Source organism: Mesorhizobium sp. M2D.F.Ca.ET.226.01.1.1, from assembly GCF_004022705.2.
Taxonomy (GTDB): Bacteria; Pseudomonadota; Alphaproteobacteria; order Rhizobiales; family Rhizobiaceae; genus Mesorhizobium.
In genome coordinates this window covers 24,395-50,118 of record NZ_RZOY02000009.1, presented here as the reverse complement: position 1 = coordinate 50,118, position 25,724 = coordinate 24,395, and the positions used below count along the sequence as shown (strand labels likewise).

The window sequence follows — 25,724 nt, the reverse complement described above, 5'->3', positions numbered from 1 at the left end:
AGAGAGCAGTCACGGAAAGAGCATGACGATGAGCAATCTTGCCTACGACACGCCCGCGGAGACCGGCGACCTTTCGCAGCAGGACATCGCCGCCATGCAGGCGCTGCGTCCGGTACCGCGCATTTCGATCCAGGCCTTCTGCGAGACCGAAGGCGTCGCCAACCCCGTGGAGCGCGCGGGCGAGGATCGCCGCATGGCCAAGGCCCATCTCAAGGTCCATATGGGCGGCGTCCCGACGGCGATCGAGTTCTACCAGTCGGCGCCGACGCCGAACCTGATCCTGCTGGAATCGCGCAGCGAGCCGCAGCAGCTGCTCGAACAACTCGGCCAGCTCGCGGAATATTGCGATCCGTCCTCCAAGGTCGTGGTCATCGGCCACTACAATGATGTCGGGCTCTACCGCGAGCTGATCCGTTCAGGCATTTCCGAATATGTCATCGCGCCGGTCTCGATGACCGATATCGTCAGCGTCGTGTCGTCGATCTTCGTCGATCCGGAATCCGAGCCGATCGGCCGCTCGATCGCCTTCATCGGCGCCAAGGGCGGCGTCGGCTCCTCGACCATCGCCCACAATGTCGCCTGGGCGATGTCGTCGCTGTTCAAATCCGAAGTCGTCATCGCCGATCTCGATCTCGCCTTCGGCACGGCCAACATCAATTTCGACCAGGACCCGGCGCAAGGCATCGCCGAAGCTGTATTTTCGCCCGAGCGGGTGGACGAGGTCTATCTCGATCGCCTGCTCGCGCAATGCGCCGAACATCTGTCGCTGCTCGCGGCTCCTTCCACGCTCGAGCGCGTCTATGATTTCGACGCCGAGGCCTTCTCGCAGGTCATCGAGACGGCGCAGCGCAGCGCGCCTCTGCTTGTTCTCGATATGCCTCACGTCTGGAGCGGGTGGACGAAGAGCACGCTGATCAAGGCCGATGAGATCGTCATCACCGCCACGCCCGAGCTCGCAAATCTTCGCAACACCAAGAACATGGTGGACATGCTGAAGCGGCTGCGTCCGAACGATCCGCCGCCGAAGCTGATCATCAACCAGGCAGGGGTGCCGAAGCGGCCGGAGATCGCGGCTGCCGATTTCGCCGAACCGCTTGGCATCACGCCGATGGCGGTGATCAACTTTGAACCGCTGCTGTTCGGCAATGCCTCCAACAATGGCCGCATGCTGAGCGAGATGGACGCCAAGAACCCGGTCGTCGCCACCATCAATGAAATCGCGCATGTGCTGACCGGACGCAGCGAAATCAAGGCAAAGAAGAAGGCAGGCCTGGGCTCGATCCTCGGCAAGCTCTCGCGCAACAAGAAGTGACGTTGATTGAGCGGCATCGGGTAGTCGATCATGTTTGGTAAAAGAGGCACAGACGACGGCAACCGGGTAACGCCCGAATTCCGTCCGCCGGCTGCTCCCGCCGCTCCCGCTCCAACCGGAACGATGACGGCCGAGCGGCCGCCCGCGCCGGCACCCAGCGCGCCAGCCGCGCCACCGACCCGCCGCCCTGTCGAGGCGCCGCCGATGGCGCCCGAGCCGCCGAGAAGGGTCCAGCGCGAGCGTTCCGAAACCTACTACGATACCAAGAGCCAGGTTTTTTCCGCGCTCATCGATACGATCGACCTGTCGCAGCTTGCTAAGCTCGATCCCGAGAGCGCGCGCGAGGAAATCCGCGACATCGTCAACGACATCATCGCGATCAAGAACTTCGCGATGTCGATCTCCGAGCAGGAAGAGCTGCTCGAAGACATCTGCAATGACGTTTTGGGCTACGGACCGCTGGAGCCGCTGCTTGCCCGCGACGACATCGCCGACATCATGGTCAACGGCTCCAAGAACGTCTACATCGAAGTCAACGGCAGGGTCGAACAGACCGGCGTCCGTTTCCGCGACAATCAGCAGCTGCTCAACATCTGCCAGCGCATCGTCAGCCAGGTCGGCCGCCGCGTCGATGAATCGAGCCCCATCTGCGACGCGCGCCTTCCCGATGGCTCGCGCGTGAATGTCATCGCGCCGCCGCTCTCGATCGACGGCACCGCGCTCACCATCCGCAAGTTCAAGAAGGACAAGCTGACGCTCGACCAGCTGGTAAAGTTCGGCGCTATCTCGCCGCAAGGCGCCGAAGTCCTCAAGATCATCGGCCGCGTTCGCTGCAATATAGTCATCTCGGGCGGCACTGGCTCCGGCAAGACGACGCTGCTCAATTGCCTGACCAACTATATCGACCGCGAGGAGCGCGTCATCACCTGCGAGGACTCGGCGGAACTGCAGCTGCAGCAGCCGCATGTGGTCCGTCTCGAAACCCGCCCGCCCAATCTCGAGGGCGAGGGCGAGGTGACCATGCGCGATCTGGTCAAGAACTGCCTGCGCATGCGGCCGGAGCGGATCATCGTCGGCGAGGTGCGCGGACCGGAGGTGTTCGACCTTTTGCAGGCGATGAACACCGGCCACGACGGCTCGATGGGGACGATCCACTCGAACAGCCCGCGCGAATGCCTTAATCGTATGGAATCGATGATCGCCATGGGCGGCTATTCGCTGCCGCAGCGCACGGTGCGCGAGATCATCGTCGGCTCGATCGACGTGATCATCCAGGCGGCCCGCCTGCGCGACGGCTCGCGCCGCATCACCCACATCACCGAGGTGATCGGCATGGAAGGCGATGTCATCATTACGCAGGATCTGGTCCTCTACAACATCAAGGGCGAGGACGCGGCCGGCCGGCTGGTCGGCGAGCATGTGTCGACAGGCATCGGCCGCCCGCATTTCTGGGACCGCGCCCGCTATTATGGCGAAGAGCAGCGCCTCGCCAATGCGCTCGAGGCGATGGAGAAACGTGCTGACTGATGCATTTGGAGGATTGAAGCAATTCCAGGAAAAGTGTGAAGCGGTTTTCCGTCCGGAATTGCGTCTAAACAAAGAGACAAGGCGGCTCGCCGTTTCGCCGAAACGGCGAAATGTCCTGGGAATCCCGATCGATGTTCGGAATTGACACCACCGTCCTGGCGTTCGTCGTGCTTGCCGGCCTCAGCGCCGGCGCGGTGGCCTATGCTTTCCTGTTCACGCGCATCGACAACGAGAAGCAGGCCGGCAAGCGGCTTCAGACCATCAAGACGGCCGAAACCGACCGGTCCGTGGTGAAAGCCACGCGCGACCGCGCGGCGGAAGCGGTCAAGCGGCGCAAGAGCCTTCAGGACTCGCTCAAGCAGCTGGACGAGAAGCAGAAGAGCAACGATCTCAACGTCAAGAAACCGCCGCTGAAGGTCCAGATCCGCCAGGCCGGGATGACGGTTTCGATCGAGCGCTTCTATATCTATTCCGCGGTTTGCGGCCTCGTGCTCACGGCCCTTCTCTTTTTCATCAACGCGCCTCTGTGGGCTCTGCCAGGCGCGCTGCTCGCGGGTGGCCTCGGCCTGCCGCGCTGGTTCGTGTCGTTTCGCCGCGCACGTCGCGTCAAGGCTTTCCTGGAAGAGTTTCCGAACGCGCTCGACATCATCGTGCGTGCGGTCAAGTCCGGCCTGCCGCTCAACGATGCGATCCGCCTGATCGCCAACGAATCGCCCGAACCGGTTCGGGCCGAATTCCGTCGTATCGTCGATTCCCAACAGATGGGCCTGTCGGTGCCCGACGCCGCCATGCGCATGTCCGAGACCATGCCGTGCACCGAAGCGGGCTTCTTCGGCATCGTCATCCAGATCCAGTCGCAGGCCGGCGGCAACCTGTCCGAGGCGCTGGGCAACCTTTCGCGCGTTCTGCGCGACCGCAAGAAGATGAAGGCCAAGGTCCAGGCGCTGTCGATGGAGGCCAAGGCGTCCGCCGTCATCATCGGCGCCCTGCCTTTCGTCGTCGCCTTCCTAGTCTATCTCTCGAGCCCGAACTACATCATGCCGCTGTTCACCACCAGTGTCGGCCACCTGATCCTGGGCTGCTCGGGTGTCTGGATGTCGATCGGCATCCTGGTGATGCGCAAGATGATGAACTTCGAAGTGTAGGGGCACGGGTCCAATGACAGAACAGGTCATCAAAACACTCACCGACCCTTCCTTCCTGATCGCGATGCTGGTCGCCATCGCGGTGTTCGCGACCGTCTTCACCCTCATGCCGGCGCTCGGCGGCACGTCGCTCAAGTCGCGCATGAAGAGCGTGGCGCTCGAACGCGACAAATTGCGCGCCGAGCAGCGTGCGCGGCTGGCCAGCGAGGCCGACCGCCGCCGCAAGGGCTTGCGCGAGGAACAGTCGATCGGCATGCGCAACATCGTCGACCGCCTGGATCTCAGGCGCGCGCTTGCCGACGAAAGCACGGTCCAGAAGCTCAAGGTCGCGGGCTTTCGCGGCCAGAACCCGCTGACGCGCTTCCTCTTTTTCCGCCTCGTCCTGCCATTCGTCGGCTTTGCGCTCGCGGCCATCTATCTGTTCGTGCTCGGCGGCCTGCCGCAGCAGCCGGCCTTCATCAAGCTGTTCGTCTGCGTCGTCGTTGCCTATGGCGGCTTCTACGCGCCGATCCTCTACGTCAACAACCGCGCGACCAAGCGCAAGCAGTCGATCCAGCTGGCCTGGCCTGACGCGCTCGACCTGATGCTGATCTGCGTGGAATCCGGCATGTCGGTGGAAGCGGCCCTGCGTAGGGTTGCCGATGAGATCGGCGCGCAGTCGGTGCCGCTTGCCGAGGAATTCGTGCTCACCAACGCCGAGCTGTCCTATCTGCAGGATCGCAAGATCGCTTATGAGAACCTGGCGAGCCGCACCGGCCTGGAATCGGTGAAGTCGGTCTCCCAGGCCCTGGTCCAGGCCGAACGTTACGGCACGCCGGTGGCGCACGCGCTGCGCGTGCTCGCCTCGGAAAGCCGCGACATGCGCATGAACGCGGCCGAGAAGAAGGCGGCGGCACTTCCGCCGAAGCTCACCGTGCCGATGATCCTGTTCTTCCTGCCGGTCCTGTTCGCCATCATTCTGGGCCCGGCCGGCATCCAGGTCAGCCAGCGCGGCATCTTCGGCGACCAGCACAGCTCCTCGAGCCAGTAAACTATCGGTTCGCCTGATCAAAAAAGCCGCGCGGGATTCGCGCGGCTTTTTTGATCAGGCAGCAGTCGACGCTTGCCGGCGCCCGCGGTCAGTTCGTGGCGACCTTCGCCTTGTCTTTGTTCTTGTCCTGGTCCTTCAGCTGGGTCCAGGCGTTCTGCTGGGCAAGCATCTGGCGCAAATAGGCGACGTTGGCCTGCGCCTGCTCGGGCGACAATTCCTGCGAGGCGATCTTCTCGGCCTCGTCGAAGCGGCCCTGCAGGCCCACCACCAGTGCCAGGTTCTGTCGTACCCGGCTGTCGGCGCCCGGCTGTTGCGCGGCCGAGCGCATATAGGTCTCGGCCGTGCGCAGGTCGCCTTCGAGCACATAAGACATACCGAGATTGGACAGCACCGAAGGCTCGTTCGGCTTCAGCTCCAGCGCCTTGCGGTAATCCTGCCGGGCCTCGTCCTTCTGTCCCATCTGGTCGAGAATGGCGGCTTCCGCCGACACCAGCTTCCAGTCCGGATATTCGGGCGTCTGCGCGCGGCGCACGGCGTCGAGCGCCGGCTCGAACTGGCCGTTGGCGGCGAGCGCCTTGCCATAGGCCGCCAGCACGTCTCGATCCTTGGGATAGGCGATCGCCAGCTTGCGCATCACGGCCAACGACTGGTCGGCATCGCCGTCCATCTGCAGCGCCGCCGCGAAATTGATCGCCAGGCGCTTGTCGTTCGGGTTGCGGGCGTAGGATTGGCCGAGCCTGGACGTCGCGGTGTGCAAGTCGCCGGCCGACATCGTTTCCAGCGGCTTGCTGTCGGAACGCGAGATGGAGCCGGTGGTGAACTTGCTGGTGCTGCCGCAGCCCGCAACGCTGGCTGCCAATGCCGCCATGAATGCCGTGGTGATCAGACGCTTGGCTGCAAGGTTCAAGGCTGTGGTAGGCATCTGCGCCTGGTCTCCATTCCTGTGCGGCCATTGCCTGGCCGTCTTCCCTCCCGCAGAAATATTCTGTTAACCCTAACGGACCGTTAAGAAGCGCTGACTCATCGTGTTCGGCCGGAGATCATCGCATGCCCGTCGAATTGGTCGAACAGAAGCCGCAAGCCGCCCTGCCAGTCTATCTGGTGGCAAAGGATGCCCTCGAAGCAACGGCATTGCCGCCAGCCGCCATCGCCTGGGCAAGGGCCAACGGTTTTTCCGGCGAGGCGGGGCGTACCCTGGTCTTGCCGGGCGAGGACGGTGGCCTTGCCGGCGCGCTGTTCGGCATGGGCGACGGCGAAAGCGCTTTGGCCCTCGGCGCGCTTGCAAGGGCGCTGCCGGAAGGCGATTGGCATTTTGCGTCGGACTTGCGCCAGCCCGACCTGGCCGCGCTCGCGCTGGTCCTCGGCGGCTATGTCTTCACCCGCTACGGCAAGAAGCCCGGCAAGGCTCTGCGCTTTGCGCTGCCGGAAGGCGCCGACGCGGCGCGTCTGCGCCGCATCGCCGACAGCGTGTTCCTGGTGCGCGACCTCGTGAACACGCCGACCAGCGACCTGGGGCCGGTCGAGCTGGAAGAAGCCGCCCGGCAGCTGGCGGCCGCCCATGGCGCCGATATCTCCGTGACCCATGGCGACGATCTTCTGGCGAGGAATTTCCCGATGATCCACGCCGTCGGCCGCGCCTCCACCGGCGCGCCGCGGCTGATCGACATGACCTGGGGTCCAAGCGATGCGCCGAAGGTGACGCTCGTCGGCAAGGGTGTCTGCTTCGACACCGGCGGCCTCGATATCAAGCCGTCGTCCGGCATGCTTTTGATGAAGAAGGACATGGGCGGCGCCGCCAACGTGCTGGGCCTCGCCTCGATGATCATGGCGGCGAAATTGAATGTCCGGCTGCGGGTGCTGATACCCGCCGTCGAGAATTCGATCGCCGGCAATGCCTTCCGGCCCGGCGACGTGCTCAGGAGCCGCAAGGGTATCACCGTCGAGATCGGCAACACCGACGCTGAAGGCAGGCTGATCCTGGCCGACGCGCTGGCGCTGGCCGACGAGGAACAGCCCGCCTTGCTGATCGACATGGCGACGCTAACCGGAGCCGCCCGCGTCGCGCTGGGCCCGGATTTGCCGCCTTTCTACACCAGCGACGAGACGCTCGCCGCCGACCTTGCCGCCGCGTCCGTGGCGGTCGAGGATCCGCTGTGGCGCATGCCTCTGTGGCGTCCTTACGATCAGAAGCTTTCCTCGAAGATCGCCGACATCAACAACGTCACCACCGACGGCTTTGCCGGATCGATCACCGCGGCACTTTTCCTCAAGCGCTTCGTCGAGAAGACTGGCAGCTGGGCGCATTTCGACATCTTCGCCTGGAACCCGGCCGATCGCCCTTACGGCCTGACCGGCGGCGACGCGCAGGGCATTCGCGCGCTGGAGCGCATCATTACGCAGCGATTTGCCTGAGCAATTGGCGGGCGTCCCCCACTGAAACGGAACCGAAACAATTTACCGGCATGCTTGGGCGATGTCGATCTCGATGCGCCCGAGCCAGGCCTTGCGACTGTGGCAGCAGGTGATGCTGGCGCAGGTGCGCGATGGCGAGCCCGATCTCACCATGCGCCAGACGGCGATCCTGTTCACCATCTATCTCGATCCGCCGCCCCATACCGTGCGCGGGCTAGCCGCCAGGCTCAACGTCACCAAGCCGGTCATCACCCGGGCGCTGGATACGATGGGGGCGCTGAAGCTGGTCTCGCGCCATCGCGACGAGCTCGACAAGCGCAACGTGCTGATCCGCCGGACGGTGGAAGGCGCGCTCTTTGTCGAGCGCTTCGGCGATGGTATCGTCGCCAGGGCCCAAGAACTGCCCATCTAGAGCATGTCCCGAACCGAAGGACCGCGTCAGCGAAAAGTGGGAGCCGGTTTTCGGATAAGATCATGCTCCGACAAAAAAATTCGACTGGATTATCGATTTGACCGCCAGGGATGCCCGCCTTCATGCTTTCCGTTCCGACCTTGCCGATGCGAGGCTGAAGGGCGAGGTCGCCGCGGAGCGCTTTGTCAGCGGCCGTCCGGCGCGGATCACGGCGTCGGTCGCCGATCTGCGCAAGGCGCCGCGCCCCGATGCGGGCGTCAATACGCAGGCGCTGTTCGGCGATGATGTGCTCGTCTTCGAGGACACGGAAGGCTGGGCCTGGGTGCAGGCCGAGCGCGACGGTTACGTCGGCTATGTCGCCGACAATCTTATAGGCGCGCGTGAGCATGCGCCCACGCACATCGTCTCCGTGCCGCGCACCTTCCTCTATCCCGGACCGGATCTGCGCTTCCCGATAGGCGGACAGCTGTCTATGGGCTCGACCGTCACGGTGACCGGCTCGGCCGAGACGCGCGGCACGCATTATGCGCTGCTGCCCTCCGGCCAGGCGATCGTCGCCGGACATCTGCGGCCGATCGGCGAGCTGGCCGACGACTATGTCACCGTCGCCGAGAGCTTCCTCGGCACGCCCTATCTCTGGGGCGGCGTCTCCGGCTTCGGCATCGACTGCTCCGGCCTCGTGCAGCTTGCGATGCGCATGACCGGCAAGGATGTCCTGCGCGATTCCGACATGCAGGCGGCGTCGATCGGCACGGCGTTCGAGCCGGGTCCGGATTATTCCGGACTCCGGCGCGGCGATCTCGTCTTCTGGAAGGGCCATGTCGCTGTCATGACCGACGCAAAAGACATGATCCACGCCAACGGCCACACCATGCTGGTCTCCCGCGAAGGTCTGAAAGAAGCCGTCGAGCGCATCGGCTATCTTTATGGCGGCCCGACCGGGTTCAGGAGGCCGTAGCGCCACTTCCCCTTCTCCCCTTGTGGGAGAAGGTGGCTCGGCGCGTAGCGCCGAGACGGATGAGGGGTGTTGGACAGATCGCTACGTTGAAGAGCTACGCATCTTTAGCACCTCTATCTTGTCAGGTCTCGTTTCTTCCAACACCCCTCATCCGTCTTGCCGCTGCGCGGCAATCCACCTTCCCCCACAAGGGGGGAAGGAAAGAATGACTGATCCCCTTTTGTTCCGATTTTCCTTGGCGATCGCGTGCCGCCGCGCTACCTGTTGCGCGTGACCGAGCAGCCGCGCCTTGCCGAACAGAACGCCGCCGTCCTGCTGCCTGAGCCATTCGTCAGATGGTTCGGCCAAAAGGGCTGGTCGCCGCGTGCCCATCAGCTCGAGCTGCTGGCGAAGGCGCAAAGCGGCCAATCGGTGCTGCTGATCGCGCCGACCGGCGCCGGCAAGACGCTGGCCGGCTTCCTGCCGTCGCTCACCGAACTCGCCAACCGTCCCAAGCGCAAGCCTGGCCAGGCCCATCGCGGCATCCACACGCTCTACATCTCGCCGCTCAAGGCGCTGGCCGTCGATATCGAGCGCAATCTCGGCAAGCCGGTCGAGGAGATCGGCCTGCCTGTTACCATCGAGACCCGCACCGGCGACACGCCCTCGCACAAGCGCCAGCGGCAGAAGCTGGCGCCGCCCGATATCCTGCTCACCACGCCAGAGCAGCTCGCGCTTCTGATCGCCTCGAACGATGCCAAGCGCTTCTTCGAGGATTTGCGCTATGTCGTGCTCGATGAGCTTCATTCGCTCGTCACCTCGAAGCGCGGGCATCTTCTGGCGCTTGGCCTGGCGCGGCTGCGCGCTTTCGTTCCCGATCTCCAGACCATCGGCCTGTCGGCAACGGTCGCCGACCCCGACGAATTGCGGCGCTGGCTGGTCAGCCAGGCTTCCCCCGGTGCCATGTCCGAGCTCATCGTCGTCGCGGGTGGCGCCAAGCCCGATATCTCGATCCTCGATTCCGAAGAGCGCGTTCCCTGGGCCGGCCATTCGGCCCGCTACGCCACGCCGGAAATTTACCGCGAGATCAAGCGGCACAAGACCACGCTGCTCTTCGTCAACACCCGCAGCCAGGCCGAGCTGCTGTTCCAGGAACTATGGCGCGTCAATGAGGACACCCTGCCGATCGCCCTCCACCACGGTTCGCTGGACGTCGCCCAGCGCCGCCGCGTCGAGAAGGCCATGGGCGAGAATGCGCTGCGCGCCATCGTCGCCACCTCGACGCTCGATCTCGGCATCGATTGGGGCGATGTCGACCTGGTGGTGCATGTCGGCGCGCCGAAGGGCGCCAGCCGGCTTGCACAACGCATCGGCCGCGCCAACCATCGCATGGACGAGCCGTCGAAGGCGATCCTCATCCCCGCAAACCGCTTCGAGGTTCTGGAATGCCGCGCCGCGCTCGACGCCAACTATCTCGGCGCCCAGGACACGCCGCCGCTGGTCAATGGCGGGCTGGACGTCTTGGCTCAACACGTGCTCGGCTGCGCCTGCGGCGCGCCGTTCCATGCCGATGCGTTGTTCGATGAAGTAAGGACGGCCGCGCCTTACGCTAGCCTTGATCGCCCGACATTCGACCGGATCATCGACTTCGTCGCCACCGGCGGCTACGCGCTCAGAAATTACGAGCGCTACGCCCGCATCCGGCAGACCAAGGAAGGCTTGTGGCGGGTTTCAAATCCGGCCGTCGCCCAGCAATACAGGCTCAATGTCGGCACCATCATCGAAGTGCCGGCGCTCAATGTGCGCTACGTCCAGGCCGGCAGCCGGGGCGCAGCCTCGCGCGGCGGCAGGGTGCTGGGAAAGATCGAGGAAGCATTCCTGGACACTTTGACCCATGGCGACACCTTTATGTTCGCCGGCAAGATCCTGCGCTTCGAAGGCATTCGCGAGAACGAGTGCTTCGTCTCGAACGCGCCGGGCAGCGACGCCAAGGTGCCTTACTATGGCGGCGGCAAATTCCCGCTTTCGACCTATCTGGCCGAGCAGGTCCGAGCCATGCTCGACGACCCGCAACGCTGGAAGAAGCTGCCCGAGCAGGTTGCGGATTGGCTGCGGTTCCAGGCGGACAAGTCCATCCTGCCGAAACGCGACGACCTGCTGATCGAGACTTTTCCGCGCGGCAACCGCTACTACCTCGTGGCCTATCCGTTTGAGGGCAGGCTTGCTCACCAGACGCTCGGCATGCTGCTCACCCGCCGGCTGGACCGGGCCGGAGCCAAGCCGGTCGGCTTCGTGGCCACAGACTATGCGCTTGCCATCTGGTCGCTGGCCGACATGGGCTGGATGTTCAAGAACAGAAAACCGTCGCTGGCCGCGCTGTTCGATCAAGACATGCTGGGCGATGATCTCGAAGCCTGGTTTGCCGACAGCTGGCTCTTGAAGCGCACCTTCCGCAACTGTGCGCTGATTTCCGGACTGATCGAAAAGCGCCACCCCGGCAAGGAGAAAAGCGGCCGCCAGGTGACCGTCTCGACCGACCTGATCTATGACGTGCTGCGCAGCCATGAACCCGACCATATTCTGCTGCAGGCCACCCGCACCGATGCCGCGACCGGGTTGCTCGATGTCAGCAGACTTGCCGAGATGCTCTCGCGCATCCGCGGTCGAATCATGCATAAGAACCTCGAACAGATATCGCCGCTCGCCGTGCCGATCATGCTCGAAATCGGCAAGATGCCGGTGAATGGCGAGGCAGACGAGATGTTATTGATGGATGCCGCCACCCTCGTCGAAGAGGCCATGGGGCCGGAGATGTTCGACTGAAAGAGAGGGACGAAGAGGGGATGAATTTTTCGCTGTCGCGCGCAACGCTGATCGCCGAGGCCGACCTTGTCGGCATCGCCGGCGAGCGCGCGGTCTGCGACCGGCGTGGCGTGCTCTATTTCCCCGACCTGCGCCTGCTCGCCGTCTCCGACCTGCATCTCGAAAAAGGCTCGTCCTTCGCCAAACGCGGCGCGCTGATCCCGCCTTACGACACCGGCGCGACCTTGCTGCGGCTGCAGGCGGTGATCGCCGACTATCAGCCGCGCATCGTCGTCAGCCTGGGGGACTCCTTTCACGATGGCGGCGGCGCCGAGCGCATGCATTCGAGTTTCCGCGAACGGCTGGAGGCGATGATGGCCGGCCGCGACTGGTTCTGGGTCGCTGGCAACCACGATCCCGAAGCGCCGGCCGACCTGCCCGGCGAAACAGTGCGGGAACTCGCCATCGGCTCGCTGCTCTTCCGCCACGAGCCCTCGAAGATGCGGGTGCAAGGCGAGATATCAGGTCATCTCCATCCTTGCGCGCGCATCGTCCAGCGCGGCCGCTCGGTCAGGCGGCGCTGCTTCGCCGGCGACGGCGGCCGCATGATCATGCCGGCCTTCGGCGCCTATACCGGCTCGCTCAACGTGCTCGACCGCGCCTATGCCGGTCTGTTCCGCCTGGAAACGCTTGTTGCCTATATGCTCGGCGCCGAACGCATCTTCGCGATATCCGGCTCGATGCTCAGGCCGGGCTGAGGCGCTACTCTCGTCCATAGTAGAGCGTGACCGTATGCTTCGCTTCAGCGAAGAACAGCCAGCGCTCGACCAGCATGCCCGCGAATTGCGAGATAGCCGCCAGAACGGACGCTACCGCCGTCAAAGGCCATGGCGCCATGAAGACGAGAATGAGCAGGACGATCGGCGCAATAAACGCCAGAACCTGCGTGATCCGCCGCAGCTTCGCGCTGTGCTTGCGCGCGATGCGGAAGCCCATTTCCTTGAGCAGGTAGTTTTCTTCCGTATGCGGCCATTCGATCGACCGCACGGTGCCGCCAGCCAGGCCCGTCGCCGTGTTGCCGGTGGTCGGGATCGCTAGCTGGTCGTTGTACCGCCAGGTCGCAATCTTCCAAGTCCAGCCGGCGAACGTGGCAAGTATCGCTCCTGTCAACACCGCCGCCGAACCCATGGCGAAACCCTGGAGAAGGGCGTTCAGCAACACATCGCCTGTCATGCCAGCGAAAATAAAATAAGCCGGCAAAGTGTAGCGGCTGTGCCACTGCGCGATCGGCTTCAGCGAGGCGTAGATCATGCCCGTGGTGCAAACAGTCACGACGGCACCTGCCGCTGCAAGCAGGCCGGCGACCGCCACCCAGCCGCCGCCCTTGCCGAAAAACACCCAGCCGATGCCGAACAGCCCGGCCGGGATAAACGTCGCGACCGACGCCACGCCCTCGCGCGACAGCCACGAACTGCGCCATTGCGAGAAGGCCCGCCAGGCACGCTCGGTCCGGCCGAGATGACCGGTCGAGGACAAGAGTCCGGCGACGATCAAACCGAGCGCCAGCGCCACGCCGACAAGGCCAAGCCAGAAATCCGCGGGAATGAATCCCAACCCGCCAAGCACGCCGAGCAAGGCCAGCAGGCCGTAGCCGGCGCCGGTGGCGGTGGTGAAGAAGACGACCGAGAAAGCGGGATGCATGATCAGTTCGAAAGCATGCGGTCGATCCAGCCGAGGAAGCCGCCTTCGGCCCGGATCGGCTCCAACGCTGGCGCGTCGACCCTGGCGGCGCGACCGCTTTGGGCGCGTGGCGGCAGGTATTTGTTGGTCGGCTTGTAGCCAAGCTCCGGCATCAGCTCGACGCCGCCGCGCGCCGCCACCAATTGCGAGATGGCGGAGGCTGGATCGCCGAGATCGCCGAAATGCCGGGCGCTGGTCGGGCAGGCGGCGACGCAGGCCGGTACACGGTCATCCGCCGCCAGATTGTCATTGTAGATCCGGTCGACGCAGAGCGTGCATTTCTTCATCACGCCGACATCGGTGTCGAACTCGCGCGCGCCATAGGGACAGGCCCAACTGCACAGTTTGCAGCCGATGCATTTATCCTCGTCGACCAGCACGATGCCGTCGGAGGCGCGCTTATAGGAGGCGCCGGTCGGGCAGACGGTGACGCAGGCCGGCGTCTCGCAATGCAGGCAGGAGCGCGGGAAGTTCACCGTGCGGCCGCCTAACTCCGTCGTGTGCTCGTAGGCATGCACGCGGTTGAACCACACGCCGTCGACATGCCCGCCATAGGGATCGATATCGGTCAGCGGCGCCATGTGGCCGCCGGTGTTCCACTCCTTGCAGGCGGTCACGCAGGCCTGGCAGCCGACGCAAGTGTCGAGGTCGATGACGAGGCCGAGCTTTTTCTCGGTCCGGGCGGGAAGGCAGGTCATTCGGCGGCTTCCCTCTTCATGCGAAACGCGGCGCCAAAGCGAAGCACATCCGGCGAAGGTTCGAAATGCGGCGGCCGCCGGAAACGCTCGAATTGCGGTTCGGTGAAGCCGGCTTCGTCCGCCGTGCATTTGACGATGCGCACGCGCATGTCGAACCACGCCGCCTGTCCCGTGACCGGGTCTGAATTCGAGTAGCGCTTGCCGTTGGCGTCGGCCTCTGTCTGGTCGCCGATGATGTGGTTGAGCAGGAAGCCGCGATTGCTCTCGGCCGCATCATCCTTCAGCCCCCAGCTGCCGCGCCGCTTTCCGATCGCGTTCCAGGTCCACACCGTGTCCGGGTTGACGCCGTCGATCAGCTTGATCTGCCCCTTCACCCGCCCGTTGATGCTTTCGACCCACACCCAGTCATCGTCAACAAGGCCAAGTCCGGCGGCCGTCCGGCAATGGATGAATAGCCGGTTCTGGCTGGTGATCTGCCTCAGCCAGGCATTCTGCGATCCCCACGAATGGTACATGTGCATCGGCCGCTGCGTCAGCGCATGCAGCGGATATTTTTGCAGGTCGACGGCGTCGTCCTCAAAGGGGGCGTACCAGAACGGCAGCGGGTCCATATAGGCTTCGATGCGGCTGCGTTCGGCGTCCGGCGGCTGGGCCTTGCCATGACCGCGCGCGGCGAGCCGGAAGCGCTGCATCGGCTCCGAATAGAGCTGGAAGATGATGGGCTCGGCCCTGGCGATGAACCCCATCTGCACGGCGAAGTCGAGATAGGCGCGGTTGCCCATTTTGTAGTAGCGCTGGTCGTCCGAAAAATCGTGGTGCCAGAAGCCGCCATTGTCGATGTAGCGCTGCAGCTGGTCGGGGTTGGCGTCGCCCCTGCCGATCGATCCGCCATCCTTGCCGCGCCAGCCGGCTAAAGGGCCGATGCCGGGCGTGCGCTCGTGGTTGACGATGTAGTCGGCATAGTCGCGGTATTTCGCCGAGCCGTCCTCGTTGACGAAACAGGGCAAGCCGAGCCGCGCGCCAAGCTCGATCAGCACCGACTGGAACGGTCGCACGTCGCGGTCCGGCTGCACCACCGGATGGCGGATGGCGTCGCCCGGACCGTCGGCATGGCTGATCGGCCGGTCGAGCAGGCTGATGCAGTCATGCCGCTCGAGATAGGTGGTGTCGGGCAGCACCAGATCGGCAAACGCCACCGTCTCGGAATAATAGGCGTCGGAATAGATGATGAAGGGGATCTTGTAGGCGCCGGCCTCGTCCTTGTCGGTCAGCATATGAATCGTCTCGACCGTGTTCATCGAGGAGTTCCACGCCATATTCGACATGTACATCATCAGCGTGTCGATCGGATAAGGATCGCCGGCCCAGGCGTTGCGGATGACCGAGTGCATCAGCCCGTGCGCGGCGAGAGGCGCTTCCCAGGAATAGGCCTTGTCGATGCGGGTGGGCCGGCCGGCTTCGTCGACGAGAAGGTCGTCCGGGCCGCAGACGAAGCCGAGCGGCATGCCGTCCAGCGGCGTCATCGGCCGGACGTTTTTTCCGCATGGCTTCGGTCCCGGCGGCGCCGGGCGCGGGTAGGGCGGCTTGAAGCGGAAGCCGCCTGGAACGTCGATCGTGCCGAGCAGCACCTGCAGCAGATGGATGGCACGGCAGGTATGAAAGCCATTGGAATGGGCCGAGATGCCGCGCATGGCATGCATCGACACGGGCCGTCCCTTGATCGTCTCGTGCCGGCGGCCTGCCCAGTCGGTCCAGGCGACCGGCAGTTCGATCGCCTGCTCGAAGGCGATATGCGCCAGCTCCGCCGCGATGCGCCGGATCGTTGCGGCGTCGACGCCGCATCGCTCAGCCACGGCATCCGGCGAATGGCTGTCATCCAGATAGCGATCTGCGATGAGTTGGAACACCGGCACGCAGCGCCGGCCACCGACGTCATAGCTGCCGGCCAGCGCCGGCTTTGCTTCGGGGTCGGCTGCCTTGACCGACCGCTTCGCCACCCTGTCCCAGGCCAGCGGGTTGCCGTCGCCGTCGCGAACGAACAACCCGTCATCGGCGGATCCCGACTCCTGCACGACCAGCACCGGCGCATTGGTGTAGCGCAGCAGATAGTCGAGATCGACGCGGCCGGCCCTGAGCAATTCATGGACCAGCGCCAGCACGAACAGGCCGTCCGTGCCCGGCCTGATGCCGATCCAGTCGTCGGCGATGGCATTGTAGCCCGTGCGGCAGGGATTGATCGAAACCACTTTGGCGCCGCGCGCCTTGAGCTTGCCGAGGCCGATCTTGATCGGGTTGGAATCATGGTCCTCGGCGACGCCGAACAGCATGAAGTATTTCGTATTGTCCCAGTCGGGCTCGCCGAACTCCCAGAACGAGCCGCCGATGGTGTAGAGCCCGCCGGCAGCCATGTTGACCGAGCAGAAGCCGCCATGCGCGGCGAAGTTCGGCGTGCCGAATTTCGACGCCCACCAGCCGGTCAGCGATTGCGACTGGTCGCGCCCGGTGAAGAAGGCGAGTTTTTTCGGATCGGTGCGGCGGATCGTCGACAGCCTTTCAGCGGCGATGGTCAAGGCTTCGTCCCACTCGATCTCGCGGAATTCGCCCGAGCCGCGCGGCCCTGTCCTCAGCAGCGGTTTCTTCAGCCGCGCCGGGCTGTAATGCTGCATGATGCCGGCGCTGCCCTTGCCGCAGATCACGCCGCGGTTCACCGGATGGTCCTTGTTGCCGTTGATGTAGCGCACCTTGCCGTCCTTGATATGGACGTCGATGCCGCAGCGGCAGGCGCACATGTAACAGGTGGTCTTGGCGATGTGGTCGGAGACGGTTGGCGAGGTTTCGACGCCGTCGCCTTCATCCGGCGCGCGGCTGTCGGCCAGCGGCCGTTGCGAGGGTGCGGAATTGGCGCCGCGCGGCGCGGCTTTGCTCATGATTGGCGAACGCTCTTGCCGTTCGCCAATTTGGCCTTCGTCTTCGGTCCCGGGCCGCGCATGTAGTGAAGTTCAGGATGATAGCGCTCGCCGGCAAACTGCCGCTTCAGCCGGCGGCTCCAATGCGCGAACAGGGGTTTGAAGCGCCCCACCATTTCCAACTCTCGGCCGTCTGACGGCCAATTTTTTCCAACTTCAAGCAAAAACTTAGAACAAAGCAATTGATCCGTCTAACAAGCAGCTCTTGTAATTCCGATCGATTTTGCTTCTTAGTTGCGCCTATGACTCTCGATCAGTTGCGCATCTTCGTCGCCGTCGCCGAGCATGGCCACATGACCAAGGCCGCCGAGCGGCTTGGCATCTCGCAATCGGCGGCCTCTGCCGCCATCCGCGCGCTCGAAAGCCAGCATGGCGTGCGCCTCTTCAACCGGGTCGGACGCAACATCGAACTGGCCCAGACCGGCCATCGTTTCCTGCCCGAGGCGAAGGCGGTTCTCGATCGCGCCGCGGCGGCCCGCGGCGTGCTGGAAGATGTCTCGCAGACCGTCGCCGGCAGCCTCTCGATTGCGGCCAGCCAGACCATCGCCAGCTACTGGCTGCCGCGTCGCCTGGCCTCCTTCCACGAAGCCTATCCCGCCGTGAAGCTAAGCGTGACGATCGGCAACACCAGGCAGGTCGAGACCAACGTGCTGGACGGCCGCGCCGATTTCGGCCTGGTCGAGGGCCGCACCGAGTCCGACATCCTGCGTCGCGCCACGGTCGACGAGGATCGCATGATGCTGGTGGTGGCGCGCTCGCATCCCGAGATTCCGATGACGCGGGCGGGAAACCTGGACATCAGAGCCTTGCGCTGGATCATCAGGGAAGGCGGGTCGGGCACGCGCGAGGCGCTTGAGGATTTTGCGCTAAGCCAGGGCGTTCCGCCGGCCGAACTGCAGATTTTCCTCGTCCTGCCCAGCAACGAGGCCGTACGTCAGGCGGTAGAGGCCGGCGCGGGCGCCACGATCATTTCGGAGCTCGTCGTCGCCCGCTCCTTGGCGGAAGGCAGCCTCAGGGCCGTGCCGGTCGAATTGCCCAATCGCGACTTCGCCATGATCACGCACCGCGACCGCCAGCCGAGCCTCGCCCAGATGGCGCTGAAGGCGCATCTCACCAGCAAGGCGGAAGCGCCGGCAAGCGCGGAATAATCAGGCGTATTTGCGCTGTGCGTCGAGCGCCAGGCCGAGGCCGACCGAGCCGAACATGTCGCCCTCGATGACAGCAGCCTGCGGCACCAGCGACAGGATTTCGCGCTTGGCCAGCGGGATGGCGGTCGAGCCGCCGGTGAGGAACACGGCGGTGACGGCCGAGGCTGGAACGCCGGCGTCGGCGATCGTTTGTCTGACCGTCGCGGTCACGCGCTCGATGTCGCCGGCAATCGTTTCCTCCAGGCCGGCGCGCGTGATCTCGGCCGCGAAGCGCGCGCCGGGCAACGACACCTTCACTTCGGCCGAAGACCGGTCGGTCAGCGCGATCTTCGCCCTTTCGACCAGGCCCGCCATCGCATGGCCGTAGCGATGCTCGACGACATGGATAAAGCGGTCGACCAGTTCGGCACGCTCGGCCTCGTAGCGGATTTGTCTCAGATCCGACATCGACTTGGCGGTGTAGACGAGGTTGATGCGCTGCCAGGTCGCAAGGTCGATGAAATAGGCCGCCGGCAGATTGCGCTTGTGGTCCTTAGTCCGCGTCAGGTAGCCAAGCTCGGGCATGACATGGGCGATGCTGAGCAGCCGGTCGAAATCGGTGCCGCCGATATGGACGCCGCGATTGGCGAGGATATCCGCCTTGCGGTCGGTCGAGCGGGCGCGCTCCGGCGAGACCCGCACGATCGAGAAGTCGGAGGTGCCGCCGCCCATGTCGACGATCAGCGCCAACTCTTCGCGGGTGACCTTTTGCTCATAATCGAGCGCCGCGGCGATCGGCTCGAACTGGAAGGCGATGTGCTTGAACCCTTGCGCGCGGGCGGCCTTCTCCAACTCGCCTTGCGCCTTCGCATCGGCGGCCGTGTCATCGTCGACGAATTGCACCGGCCGGCCTAGCACCACGCTCTCGACCGGACCGCCCGCGTCTTCCTCGAGCCGCTTCTTCAAATGATCGACGAACATGCCGACAATGTCGATGAAGCCGATCTGACGCGCCTTGATGCGGGTCTTTTCGTTGGCAAGAGAACTGCCGAGCACGCTCTTCAGCGAGCGCATCAGCCGCCCTTCGATGCTGTCGGTGTAGTCGCTGATCGCGCGACGGCCGAAATAGGTGTAGCCGTCCTCGAAATTGAAGAACACGGCGCTCGGCAAGGTGGGCTGTTCGCCCTCCAATGCCACCAGTCGCGCCCGGCCGTCGCGGATCACGCCCACGGTCGAATTGGACGTACCGAAATCGATGCCGCCGAATGCTGGTTGCATCGCAGCCTCCTGTCATTGCTTCATGGCGGCAGGGCGACGCGGCCGGAACGCTCTGCCGAATTGATTGTCTGCTAGGCCCTGAGATTGGGAGGCGGCGATTTATCGCAAAAGCGGGAAATGGGGAAGCCCTCCTTCCCGACAAAGATCAATCCTTGCGGAAGATGATCCGGCCCAGCCAGCCGGTCAGCATGGCGAGCGATATGGCGAACACGCCGTAGAGGAAGGAATAGTCATGCGCGACGCGAAAGACCGATTGCTCGAAACCGGATTTGCGGATTTCGAGCTGGGCCGAGCTTTCCTTGACGAACATGCCGCTCTTGAACAGGAAGGCGCGTGCCTTGTGCGTGCCGACCGGAACATTGGGCGCCAGCCGCACCGTGGCGCGAAACAGGTTCTGCGACAGGAACTGCACGCCGCCGACATTCTCACTGTAGAGGCCGGTCGCCGCCTTGCGCTCGCGAAGTGCTGCGGTGAATTCCTCGATGGTTGCCGGGCTGTCGGTCTCGTCGGCGGGCTTCAGGTAGAGGTTCTGCGCCCCGAGCGAGAGCTGCTTGTATTTGGCAGGCTCGGCGATGTCCTGCAGCGGCCGCGTCGTCGCGACGGAATAGGAGACCGGCACGTTCTCGAAGGTTTCGGAGTCCAGGTTGATCCAGACGCCGAGCACGCGGTCCTTGCGCCGGACGACCACAGGTCGTGGCGGTCCTTCGAGCACGACGACCACGTCGTAGCGTCCCTGGCGCGCGACCAGCGGATCGGGGTTTTCCAGCGATCCGAAGATCGTCAGATCGGCGCCGGAGAAACCCGCCGTGATCGAAATGGCGTCGGTCGACAGGCCGATCTGGATGCTTTCGGTGGGCGGCGTCTGTGCCGTCGCCGGGGAAATGGCGAAGAGCATCGACAACGGGATGGCGGCTGCAAACGCTCTCATTCCCGCCATCAGTTGAGGCCCGCGGCGGAGAGCGAATAGAGATTGGGCGGCGTCACAAAAAGATCGACGGCAAGGCGTATGGCGACGGCCAGCACGAGCATAGCCAGCAGCGCGCGCAACTGTTCGCCGCGCAGCCGCTGGCCGGCCTTGGCGCCATATTGCGCCCCGGCGACACCGCCGGCCATCAACAGGAAGGCCAGGATCACGTCGACGGTCTGGTTCGTCGTGGCGTGCACCAGCGTGGTGTAGGCCGAGGTGAAGATGATCTGGAACAGCGAGGTGCCGATAACGACATTGGTAGGCACCTTCAGCAGGTAGATCAGCGCCGGCACCATGATGAAGCCGCCGCCGACGCCCATGATCGACGACAGGAAGCCGATACCCGCGCCGAGCCCGAGCACCGGGATGACGCTGACAAAGAGCTTGGAGGCGCGGAAGCGCATTTTGAACGGCAGCCGGTGGATCCAGTTGTGCTGACCGGATTTCTTGAGCACTGGCGCGGCTCCGCTGCGCGAGGCGCGCAGCGCGTTGACGCTTTCGACCAGCATCAGTCCGCCGACGGTACCGAGCAGCACGACGTAAAGCAGCGAGATGAACAGATCGAGCTGGCCGAGCCGGCGCAACAGCGCAAAGACGTAGATGCCGGCCGTCGAGCCGACGATGCCGCCGGCCAGAAGCACGCCGCCGAGCTTGAAGTCGAGCGTGCCGCGCTTGAAGTGCGATAGCGCGCCGGAGAAGGATGAGGCGATGACCTGGTTGGCGCCGGTGGCGACGGCGATCGCCGGCGGGATGTTGTAGAAGATCAAAAGCGGCGTGATCAGGAAGCCGCCGCCGACCCCGAACATGCCCGACAGGAAGCCCACCGCCGCGCCCATCGCCAGCAGCACGAAGACATTGACGGAAATTTCCGCGATCGGGAGATAGATGCCCACCCGTCTGTCTCGATCAGTTTGCTTGTCGGCGCATAGTGCCGTCCCCGGACAATAAAGCACCGAAAAGCCAATTTTTTATTGCGCCGGCGCGGCGGCGGTGCCAAACCCCGCCGCCGCGCCGAAACAAAAACCATCTCAATCAGTTAACAGGCAAATGTATGGCAGGGCGTCGCGTATGCGACGCGTCTGCCGTTATTTGTGCGCCAGGAGCGCCTTGACGAGCGGCGCGTCGACCTCTCCGGTGGGCTTCATCTTGTTGTCGGTCTGGAAGGCCATGATGGCGGTCTTGGTCTTGCCGCCCATCACGCCGTCGGCGCTGCCCGCATCATAGCCGTTCTTGTTGAGGATCAGCTGGATGTTCTTGACCGCCTTCTTCATGTCGATGCCGGCGGTCGTCTGCGGCGCGCTGTCCTGCCAGGCTTCCGGAACATCGGCCGAGTTGGCGGCCGCGTTGAGCGGCTTGGCCTTCCACAGTTCCGTGGCGGCGCGTGCGCGCTCGAGCTGCTCGGGCCGCAGCGCATTGGCGATCTCGTCCCGCTTGCCGGCGGCGTCCTTGTCGCCGGTCTTGGCGACCAGCGCGAACCACTTGTAGGATTCTTCCAGGTTCTGCTTCATGCCGACGCCCTTGGCGGCCATGATGCCGAGGTTGAACTGGCTGTCCTTGACGCCGAGGTCGGCGGCTTCCTGGAACCAGTGGGTAGCCGATTCATTGTCGGTCACGCCGTCCGCCGCCATGGCAAACAGCACCGCCAGATTGTGCATGGCGCTGGCGTTGCCCTGTTCGGCGGCGAGCTGGTAATACGTCTTGGCCTTCTTGATGTCGCGCGCGACGCCGATGCCTTTTTCGTAGAAATTGCCGATGCGGTATTCGGCCGGCGCGAAGCCGAGCTCGGCCGACTGCTCATACCATTTCGCGGCTGCCTTCATGTCTTCCTTCACGCCGCGCGATTCCGCGTAGCGCGAGCCGATCTCGAACAGCGCCTTGGCGTCGCCGCCGGCGGCCGCGTCGTGCAGCGCCACCGGGCCGATTTCGGACGGAATGTCGAACTTGGCTGCGGCCGCCTGGCTGCTGGCCGGCGGCACCGCGCCTGTCGTGTCGGCGGAGGTGGTCGCCGGAGCACTGGCCGCGGCACCGTTGGCTACCGGACTGGCCATCGTGGGTTCCTTGGCCGCCGGCTGGGTGTCGCCGTCCGTGTCCGTTGTGGTTGCAGCCGCTGTAGGGGGCTCGGGCGGCATCGCGGAAGCCATCGGCGCTGGCGCCGGTTGAGCAGGCGTTGCAACCGCCACCGGTGCGGGCGCCGGTTCGGCCGGCGTGCCAGCCGCACTTTCGGGACTAGTGGGGACAGCTGCGGCCGGTGTCGTCTCCTGGACGGGCTCCGCCTGCCTGACGGGGCGGGCAGGCGCGTTTTCGGCCTGTGCTGCCCCGGCATCGGCTTTCGGTGTGTCGGCCTTCGGCGCGCCGGCTTGCGACGCGGCTGCTGTATTGAACGAAGCCGTGTCCACCGTCTGCGTCGTGACGAGCGGCGCGGGCTGGTTGTTGGCCACTTCGACCGGATCGGACAAGAACGCCTTGCCCAACTGCAGGCCGGCCAGCGCCAGCATGATCGCGGCCGCCGCCATCAGGATAGGCTTGCGCCGCGCCTTGAGCAGGTCGCCGATCCTCAGCGCCTTCACCGGACCGGTCACGGTCGATTGCCGCTTCAGCGTATCGGCTTCCGCGGCGGCGGCCTGGGCCGCGCGGCGGGCCGCGGCGATGAAATCGGACTTCGCGGCGTCGCTTTCGCTGCGCTTGACCGGCTGGCCGCCGCGCTCGTCACGCACGCGCTTCATGATGGCGTTGAGGTCCGGCGCGCCAGAGCCGGGTTCCAACGGCCGGTTGGCGGCCTTGGGGTCGAGCGGCTCGTCTATGTCGACGCTTGGCACGTCGGCGACGGGCTCGGAGCCGGCAAGCGGCGGCATGTCCGCGTCCTTCTTGCCTTTGAAGGCGCGCGTCAGACCGCTGAACATTGATTTCTTGCGTCCGGCGGTTTTGCCCTTGTCGCGGGCCACGTCCGGCCCGAGGGCGGCCATGGCGGCCGCGGCCGCCGCTTCTGCAGGCGTCCGCGCCGAAGCGGGCTCGCTGCGCATGATGGCCGAGGCGCGGCCTTCGAGATCGGCCATGTCGCCGGTAAGCGGCAGCGGCTGGTCGATATCCATCGAAGGCGCATCCTGCACCGCGATCTTGCCGCCACCGCGGCCGCCGCGCTTGCTTGCCGGTTGGTCGACCAGTTCGCTGACCGCTTCGCTGGTCTCGGTCGATTCAAGCGAGCCCAGCCGGTCGACGATCTTGAGCAGCGTGTCGTGGATCGCCTCGAATGTCCGCGAGTTGCGCTCGTCGGAGCGGCGGGTGAGGGCTTCCAGCGTCTTCAGGTCCTGGGCGAGGCCGGCAACGGCGGTCGCATTGGTTTGGGCCGTGCTGGACGTCGACTCGGCGAGTGATTTGACGGCGCTCTCGGCGGCCTCGCGCGCCACGCTCAGAATGGAATCGCGCGTGCCGGCCAGCGACTTCTCGATCTCGTTGAGGCGCGGGCTGATGTCCTCGAATTCGGGCAGCGGTGTGCCGGGCTTGGAAAGATGCGCCGACAGGCCCGCGACCTGCGCCTCAAGGCTGCGGATCAGCGCCGGATCGATGCCCGCGACCTGCTGTGCGGACGATTCCAGTCGGCTGGAGATATCCTCGAGCCGGCTTTCCAGGCCACGGATCGCCCTTTCGTTGGCGGGATCTGGCTGGCGCGTCTCGATGCGCTGGGCAAGCGCGGTAAAGCGGGCGTCGATCGCTTCCATGATGCCGGCGCCGTCGTCCTGGCGCATGCGCTGGTCGAGCCTGTCCGCCACCTCGTCCAGCCGACGCTCAAGATCGTGGAACAATGCGTTGCTTTGTTCGATTGCGTCGCCCTGGCGGCGCTCGAGCAGCATCGACAGCGCGTCGAAACGCTGCTCCAGGCCCTGGAAGATCTGGTCCGCATCGGGCATGGCCGGCGCGCGGTCCATCTTGTCGGTGATGGAGGCGATCTGTTTGCCCAGCCGCTCCATGGCCTGTTCCGGCAGGTCGGCGCGGCCGGCCAGCTCGTCGACCCGGCTGGTAAGAAGATTGAGGCGGTCGAGGACCTCGGCGCCGGGCCGCGACTGCGCGACCTCCTCGATCTGCACCGCCAGCGAGGCCATGCGATTCTCGATCCGGCCGAAGGTCTCGGGGTCGAAGGCGTTGGACTGCGCGGCCACCGTCGAGGCGACGATGGCGCGGGAAATCTCGTCCAGCCGCTCGTCGATCATGGCGAGGGTTTCGCCGCCGCGCGCGGTCTGCTGGCCGGCGAAACGGTCGACCGCGCCGGCGAGCGTGCGCACCTTTTCCTCCAGCGAGCGCAGCGAAAGCGATTCCGGCAGGCTGTTGACGGCGCTGCTGATCTGCTCGAGCCGGTCTGTCAGCACTGAAAGGCTCGGGCCTTCCGCGCGCTTGCGCTGGTCGGCGTCGACGCGGTCCTCGAAGGCGCTCCAGCGGCGGTCGAAATCGTCCCAGCGGCGGTCGACCTTCTGCACGCTTTCCTCGCGCGCCAGCGTGTCCAGTGCGCCCTTCACCTGTTCCAGTTCGAGCCGCAGCAGGTTGACGCTGCGGTCGTCGCTTTTTTCGGCGAGCGAGTGGATCGCTCCCGAAAGCCGCTCGAATTCGAGGCCGAGCTCGGCGCTGCTCTTGTCCGGCAGGCCGTTCGCGCCGCGCTGGCTGTTGGCCTGCAGGGCGCGGTCGATGTCCTGGCGGAACGCTTCGAACTCGCGCTGCAGGCCAGCCGTCATCTGGTGGCGCAGTTCCTCACGTAGCCCGCGCAGCTCGACGGCGATCTTGCCGACCATGGCGACGCTGTCTTCCTGGCCGCGCACCCGGTCGATGTCGCGCGCGATCGCCTGATAGGCGGGCGCGGGGTTTTGCGGAGCACGTTCCTGTGGCCGCGGATTCTGCGGCGCCCGGTCCAGAGGCCTTTGCGCGGAATAAGGATCCTCGTACCAGCGCGGCGCCTGGCCGTAAGGCTGGGTGCTCGGGTAACGCGGCTCGGCGGTCGGCCGCCGCAGGTCGGGGCGATCGGGCATGTCGGCGCGCGTGCGGTCCAGCCGCTGCTCCAGCGTTTCCAGCGAGCGGTTCAGGTCTTCGAGCGAGGCATGCGGCCGGCGCTGCCTGCCGGCATTGAGTGTATCGAGATAGGACCGCTTGCTGTTCATCGATGCGCCCGTGTTCAGAATGGCCGGCCAGAGGCCGGTTTCCCAGTAGCCTGCCGGGAACGAAGCGAGCCGAGCGGTTTTGCTGCGGAGGAAGACGGGCTTCCCGGGCTTTCACCCGCGCTTCGAAAAACCGTGAGAAATTCGCTACAGGATAAACACGGGTGACCGACATGCGCACATTTCGCCCAACGTGGTAAACAAGGCGTTAACCAAGCTTAAGAACTCGCGCA

Annotated in this window: 18 protein-coding genes; 10 read left to right on the top strand and 8 right to left on the bottom strand. The window is 64.9% G+C overall.

Going from position 1 to position 25,724, the window contains the following annotated elements; translation table 11 throughout:
• Nucleotides 1-28: 28 nt before the first annotated feature.
• From EN869_RS20865 to EN869_RS20850, 4 genes are all read left to right on the top strand, one after another.
• Nucleotides 29-1,312, top strand: a complete 1,284-nt coding sequence (locus EN869_RS20865; protein WP_189341245.1) for a CpaE family protein — start codon at nucleotides 29-31, stop codon at nucleotides 1,310-1,312.
• A gap of 30 nt (nucleotides 1,313-1,342) precedes the next feature.
• On the top strand, nucleotides 1,343-2,839 hold the full coding sequence (locus tag EN869_RS20860; protein ID WP_127227602.1) for a CpaF family protein: 1,497 nt from the start codon (nucleotides 1,343-1,345) through the stop codon (nucleotides 2,837-2,839).
• Nucleotides 2,840-2,970: 131 nt separating this feature from the next.
• A complete protein-coding gene (locus EN869_RS20855) occupies nucleotides 2,971-3,984 on the top strand; it encodes a type II secretion system F family protein (RefSeq protein ID WP_127227601.1) in 1,014 nt (337 codons plus the stop codon).
• Between the two features lie 13 nt (nucleotides 3,985-3,997).
• A complete protein-coding gene (locus EN869_RS20850; protein ID WP_127227600.1) occupies nucleotides 3,998-5,014 on the top strand; it encodes a type II secretion system F family protein in 1,017 nt (338 codons plus the stop codon).
• A gap of 88 nt (nucleotides 5,015-5,102) precedes the next feature.
• Here the strand turns inward: EN869_RS20850 and EN869_RS20845 are convergent, their stop codons facing one another.
• Nucleotides 5,103-5,936 (bottom strand): tetratricopeptide repeat protein, encoded by an 834-nt coding sequence (locus tag EN869_RS20845; RefSeq protein WP_127227599.1) that lies wholly within the window; start codon nucleotides 5,934-5,936, stop codon nucleotides 5,103-5,105.
• A 125-nt stretch (nucleotides 5,937-6,061) separates the two neighbouring features.
• Here EN869_RS20845 and EN869_RS20840 point away from each other — a divergent pair, with 125 nt between their 5' ends.
• From EN869_RS20840 to pdeM, 5 genes are all read left to right on the top strand, one after another.
• The gene (locus tag EN869_RS20840; RefSeq protein WP_127227598.1) at nucleotides 6,062-7,426 is read left to right on the top strand and encodes a leucyl aminopeptidase family protein; all 1,365 of its coding nucleotides are present in this window, start codon (nucleotides 6,062-6,064) and stop codon (nucleotides 7,424-7,426) included.
• 61 nt (nucleotides 7,427-7,487) lie between these two features.
• The gene (locus EN869_RS20835; protein ID WP_112127927.1) at nucleotides 7,488-7,838 is read left to right on the top strand and encodes a MarR family winged helix-turn-helix transcriptional regulator; all 351 of its coding nucleotides are present in this window, start codon (nucleotides 7,488-7,490) and stop codon (nucleotides 7,836-7,838) included.
• Between the two features lie 97 nt (nucleotides 7,839-7,935).
• A complete protein-coding gene (locus tag EN869_RS20830; protein WP_127227597.1) occupies nucleotides 7,936-8,796 on the top strand; it encodes an NlpC/P60 family protein in 861 nt (286 codons plus the stop codon).
• A 270-nt stretch (nucleotides 8,797-9,066) separates the two neighbouring features.
• Nucleotides 9,067-11,598, top strand: coding sequence for a ligase-associated DNA damage response DEXH box helicase (locus tag EN869_RS20825; RefSeq protein ID WP_127227839.1), 2,532 nt, complete (start codon nucleotides 9,067-9,069; stop codon nucleotides 11,596-11,598).
• Between the two features lie 20 nt (nucleotides 11,599-11,618).
• Nucleotides 11,619-12,335: a ligase-associated DNA damage response endonuclease PdeM gene (gene pdeM / locus EN869_RS20820; protein WP_127227596.1), complete on the top strand. Its 717-nt coding sequence runs from the start codon at nucleotides 11,619-11,621 to the stop codon at nucleotides 12,333-12,335.
• A gap of 4 nt (nucleotides 12,336-12,339) precedes the next feature.
• Here pdeM and EN869_RS20815 read toward each other — a convergent pair whose 3' ends face one another.
• Genes EN869_RS20815 through EN869_RS20805 form a run of 3 tightly spaced genes read right to left on the bottom strand, consistent with a single transcriptional unit; the run spans nucleotide 12,340 to nucleotide 16,942 of the window.
• Nucleotides 12,340-13,278 carry a DmsC/YnfH family molybdoenzyme membrane anchor subunit gene (locus tag EN869_RS20815; protein ID WP_127227595.1) on the bottom strand — a complete coding sequence of 313 codons (939 nt, stop codon included), beginning with the start codon at nucleotides 13,276-13,278 and terminating at the stop codon, nucleotides 12,340-12,342.
• Nucleotides 13,279-13,280: 2 nt separating this feature from the next.
• A complete protein-coding gene (locus tag EN869_RS20810) occupies nucleotides 13,281-14,015 on the bottom strand; it encodes a 4Fe-4S dicluster domain-containing protein (protein WP_127227594.1) in 735 nt (244 codons plus the stop codon).
• The gene (locus EN869_RS20805) at nucleotides 14,012-16,942 is read right to left on the bottom strand and encodes a molybdopterin oxidoreductase family protein (RefSeq protein WP_127227593.1); all 2,931 of its coding nucleotides are present in this window, start codon (nucleotides 16,940-16,942) and stop codon (nucleotides 14,012-14,014) included. Before EN869_RS20805 ends, EN869_RS20810 begins: the two co-directional genes overlap by 4 nt.
• A gap of 281 nt (nucleotides 16,943-17,223) precedes the next feature.
• Between EN869_RS20805 and EN869_RS20800 the strand changes: the two genes are divergently transcribed.
• The gene (locus EN869_RS20800) at nucleotides 17,224-18,129 is read left to right on the top strand and encodes a LysR family transcriptional regulator (protein ID WP_127227592.1); all 906 of its coding nucleotides are present in this window, start codon (nucleotides 17,224-17,226) and stop codon (nucleotides 18,127-18,129) included.
• On the opposite strand, the gene EN869_RS20795 is transcribed toward EN869_RS20800, so the two are convergent.
• The 4 genes from EN869_RS20795 to EN869_RS20780 all read right to left on the bottom strand — a co-directional run bounded on the left by EN869_RS20795 (nucleotide 18,130) and on the right by EN869_RS20780 (nucleotide 25,494).
• Nucleotides 18,130-19,386 carry an Hsp70 family protein gene (locus EN869_RS20795; RefSeq protein ID WP_127227591.1) on the bottom strand — a complete coding sequence of 419 codons (1,257 nt, stop codon included), beginning with the start codon at nucleotides 19,384-19,386 and terminating at the stop codon, nucleotides 18,130-18,132.
• Between the two features lie 145 nt (nucleotides 19,387-19,531).
• Nucleotides 19,532-20,323 carry a TIGR02186 family protein gene (locus tag EN869_RS20790; RefSeq protein ID WP_127227590.1) on the bottom strand — a complete coding sequence of 264 codons (792 nt, stop codon included), beginning with the start codon at nucleotides 20,321-20,323 and terminating at the stop codon, nucleotides 19,532-19,534.
• Nucleotides 20,323-21,246: a sulfite exporter TauE/SafE family protein gene (locus EN869_RS20785; protein ID WP_112127918.1), complete on the bottom strand. Its 924-nt coding sequence runs from the start codon at nucleotides 21,244-21,246 to the stop codon at nucleotides 20,323-20,325. Before EN869_RS20785 ends, EN869_RS20790 begins: the two co-directional genes overlap by 1 nt.
• Before the next feature lie 192 nt (nucleotides 21,247-21,438).
• Entirely contained in the window at nucleotides 21,439-25,494 is a 4,056-nt protein-coding gene (locus tag EN869_RS20780) for an SEL1-like repeat protein (protein ID WP_127227589.1), read from the bottom strand.
• Nucleotides 25,495-25,724 lie beyond the last annotated feature (230 nt).

Excerpts from the sequence above, each read along its gene's own strand:
- EN869_RS20805 (WP_127227593.1), bottom strand. The coding sequence starts at position 16,942 with ATGAGCAAAGCCGCGCCGCGCGGCGCCAATTCCGCACCCTCGCAACGG.
- EN869_RS20850 (WP_127227600.1), top strand. The coding sequence starts at position 3,998 with ATGACAGAACAGGTCATCAAAACACTCACCGACCCTTCCTTCCTGATC.
- EN869_RS20860 (WP_127227602.1), top strand. The coding sequence starts at position 1,343 with ATGTTTGGTAAAAGAGGCACAGACGACGGCAACCGGGTAACGCCCGAA.
- EN869_RS20780 (WP_127227589.1), bottom strand. The coding sequence starts at position 25,494 with ATGAACAGCAAGCGGTCCTATCTCGATACACTCAATGCCGGCAGGCAG.
- pdeM (WP_127227596.1), top strand. The coding sequence starts at position 11,619 with ATGAATTTTTCGCTGTCGCGCGCAACGCTGATCGCCGAGGCCGACCTT.
- EN869_RS20840 (WP_127227598.1), top strand. The coding sequence starts at position 6,062 with ATGCCCGTCGAATTGGTCGAACAGAAGCCGCAAGCCGCCCTGCCAGTC.
- EN869_RS20800 (WP_127227592.1), top strand. The coding sequence starts at position 17,224 with ATGACTCTCGATCAGTTGCGCATCTTCGTCGCCGTCGCCGAGCATGGC.
- EN869_RS20790 (WP_127227590.1), bottom strand. The coding sequence starts at position 20,323 with ATGGCGGGAATGAGAGCGTTTGCAGCCGCCATCCCGTTGTCGATGCTC.
- EN869_RS20855 (WP_127227601.1), top strand. The coding sequence starts at position 2,971 with ATGTTCGGAATTGACACCACCGTCCTGGCGTTCGTCGTGCTTGCCGGC.
- EN869_RS20845 (WP_127227599.1), bottom strand. The coding sequence starts at position 5,936 with ATGCCTACCACAGCCTTGAACCTTGCAGCCAAGCGTCTGATCACCACG.
- EN869_RS20835 (WP_112127927.1), top strand. The coding sequence starts at position 7,488 with ATGTCGATCTCGATGCGCCCGAGCCAGGCCTTGCGACTGTGGCAGCAG.
- EN869_RS20815 (WP_127227595.1), bottom strand. The coding sequence starts at position 13,278 with ATGCATCCCGCTTTCTCGGTCGTCTTCTTCACCACCGCCACCGGCGCC.
- EN869_RS20865 (WP_189341245.1), top strand. The coding sequence starts at position 29 with ATGAGCAATCTTGCCTACGACACGCCCGCGGAGACCGGCGACCTTTCG.
- EN869_RS20810 (WP_127227594.1), bottom strand. The coding sequence starts at position 14,015 with ATGACCTGCCTTCCCGCCCGGACCGAGAAAAAGCTCGGCCTCGTCATC.
- EN869_RS20795 (WP_127227591.1), bottom strand. The coding sequence starts at position 19,386 with ATGCAACCAGCATTCGGCGGCATCGATTTCGGTACGTCCAATTCGACC.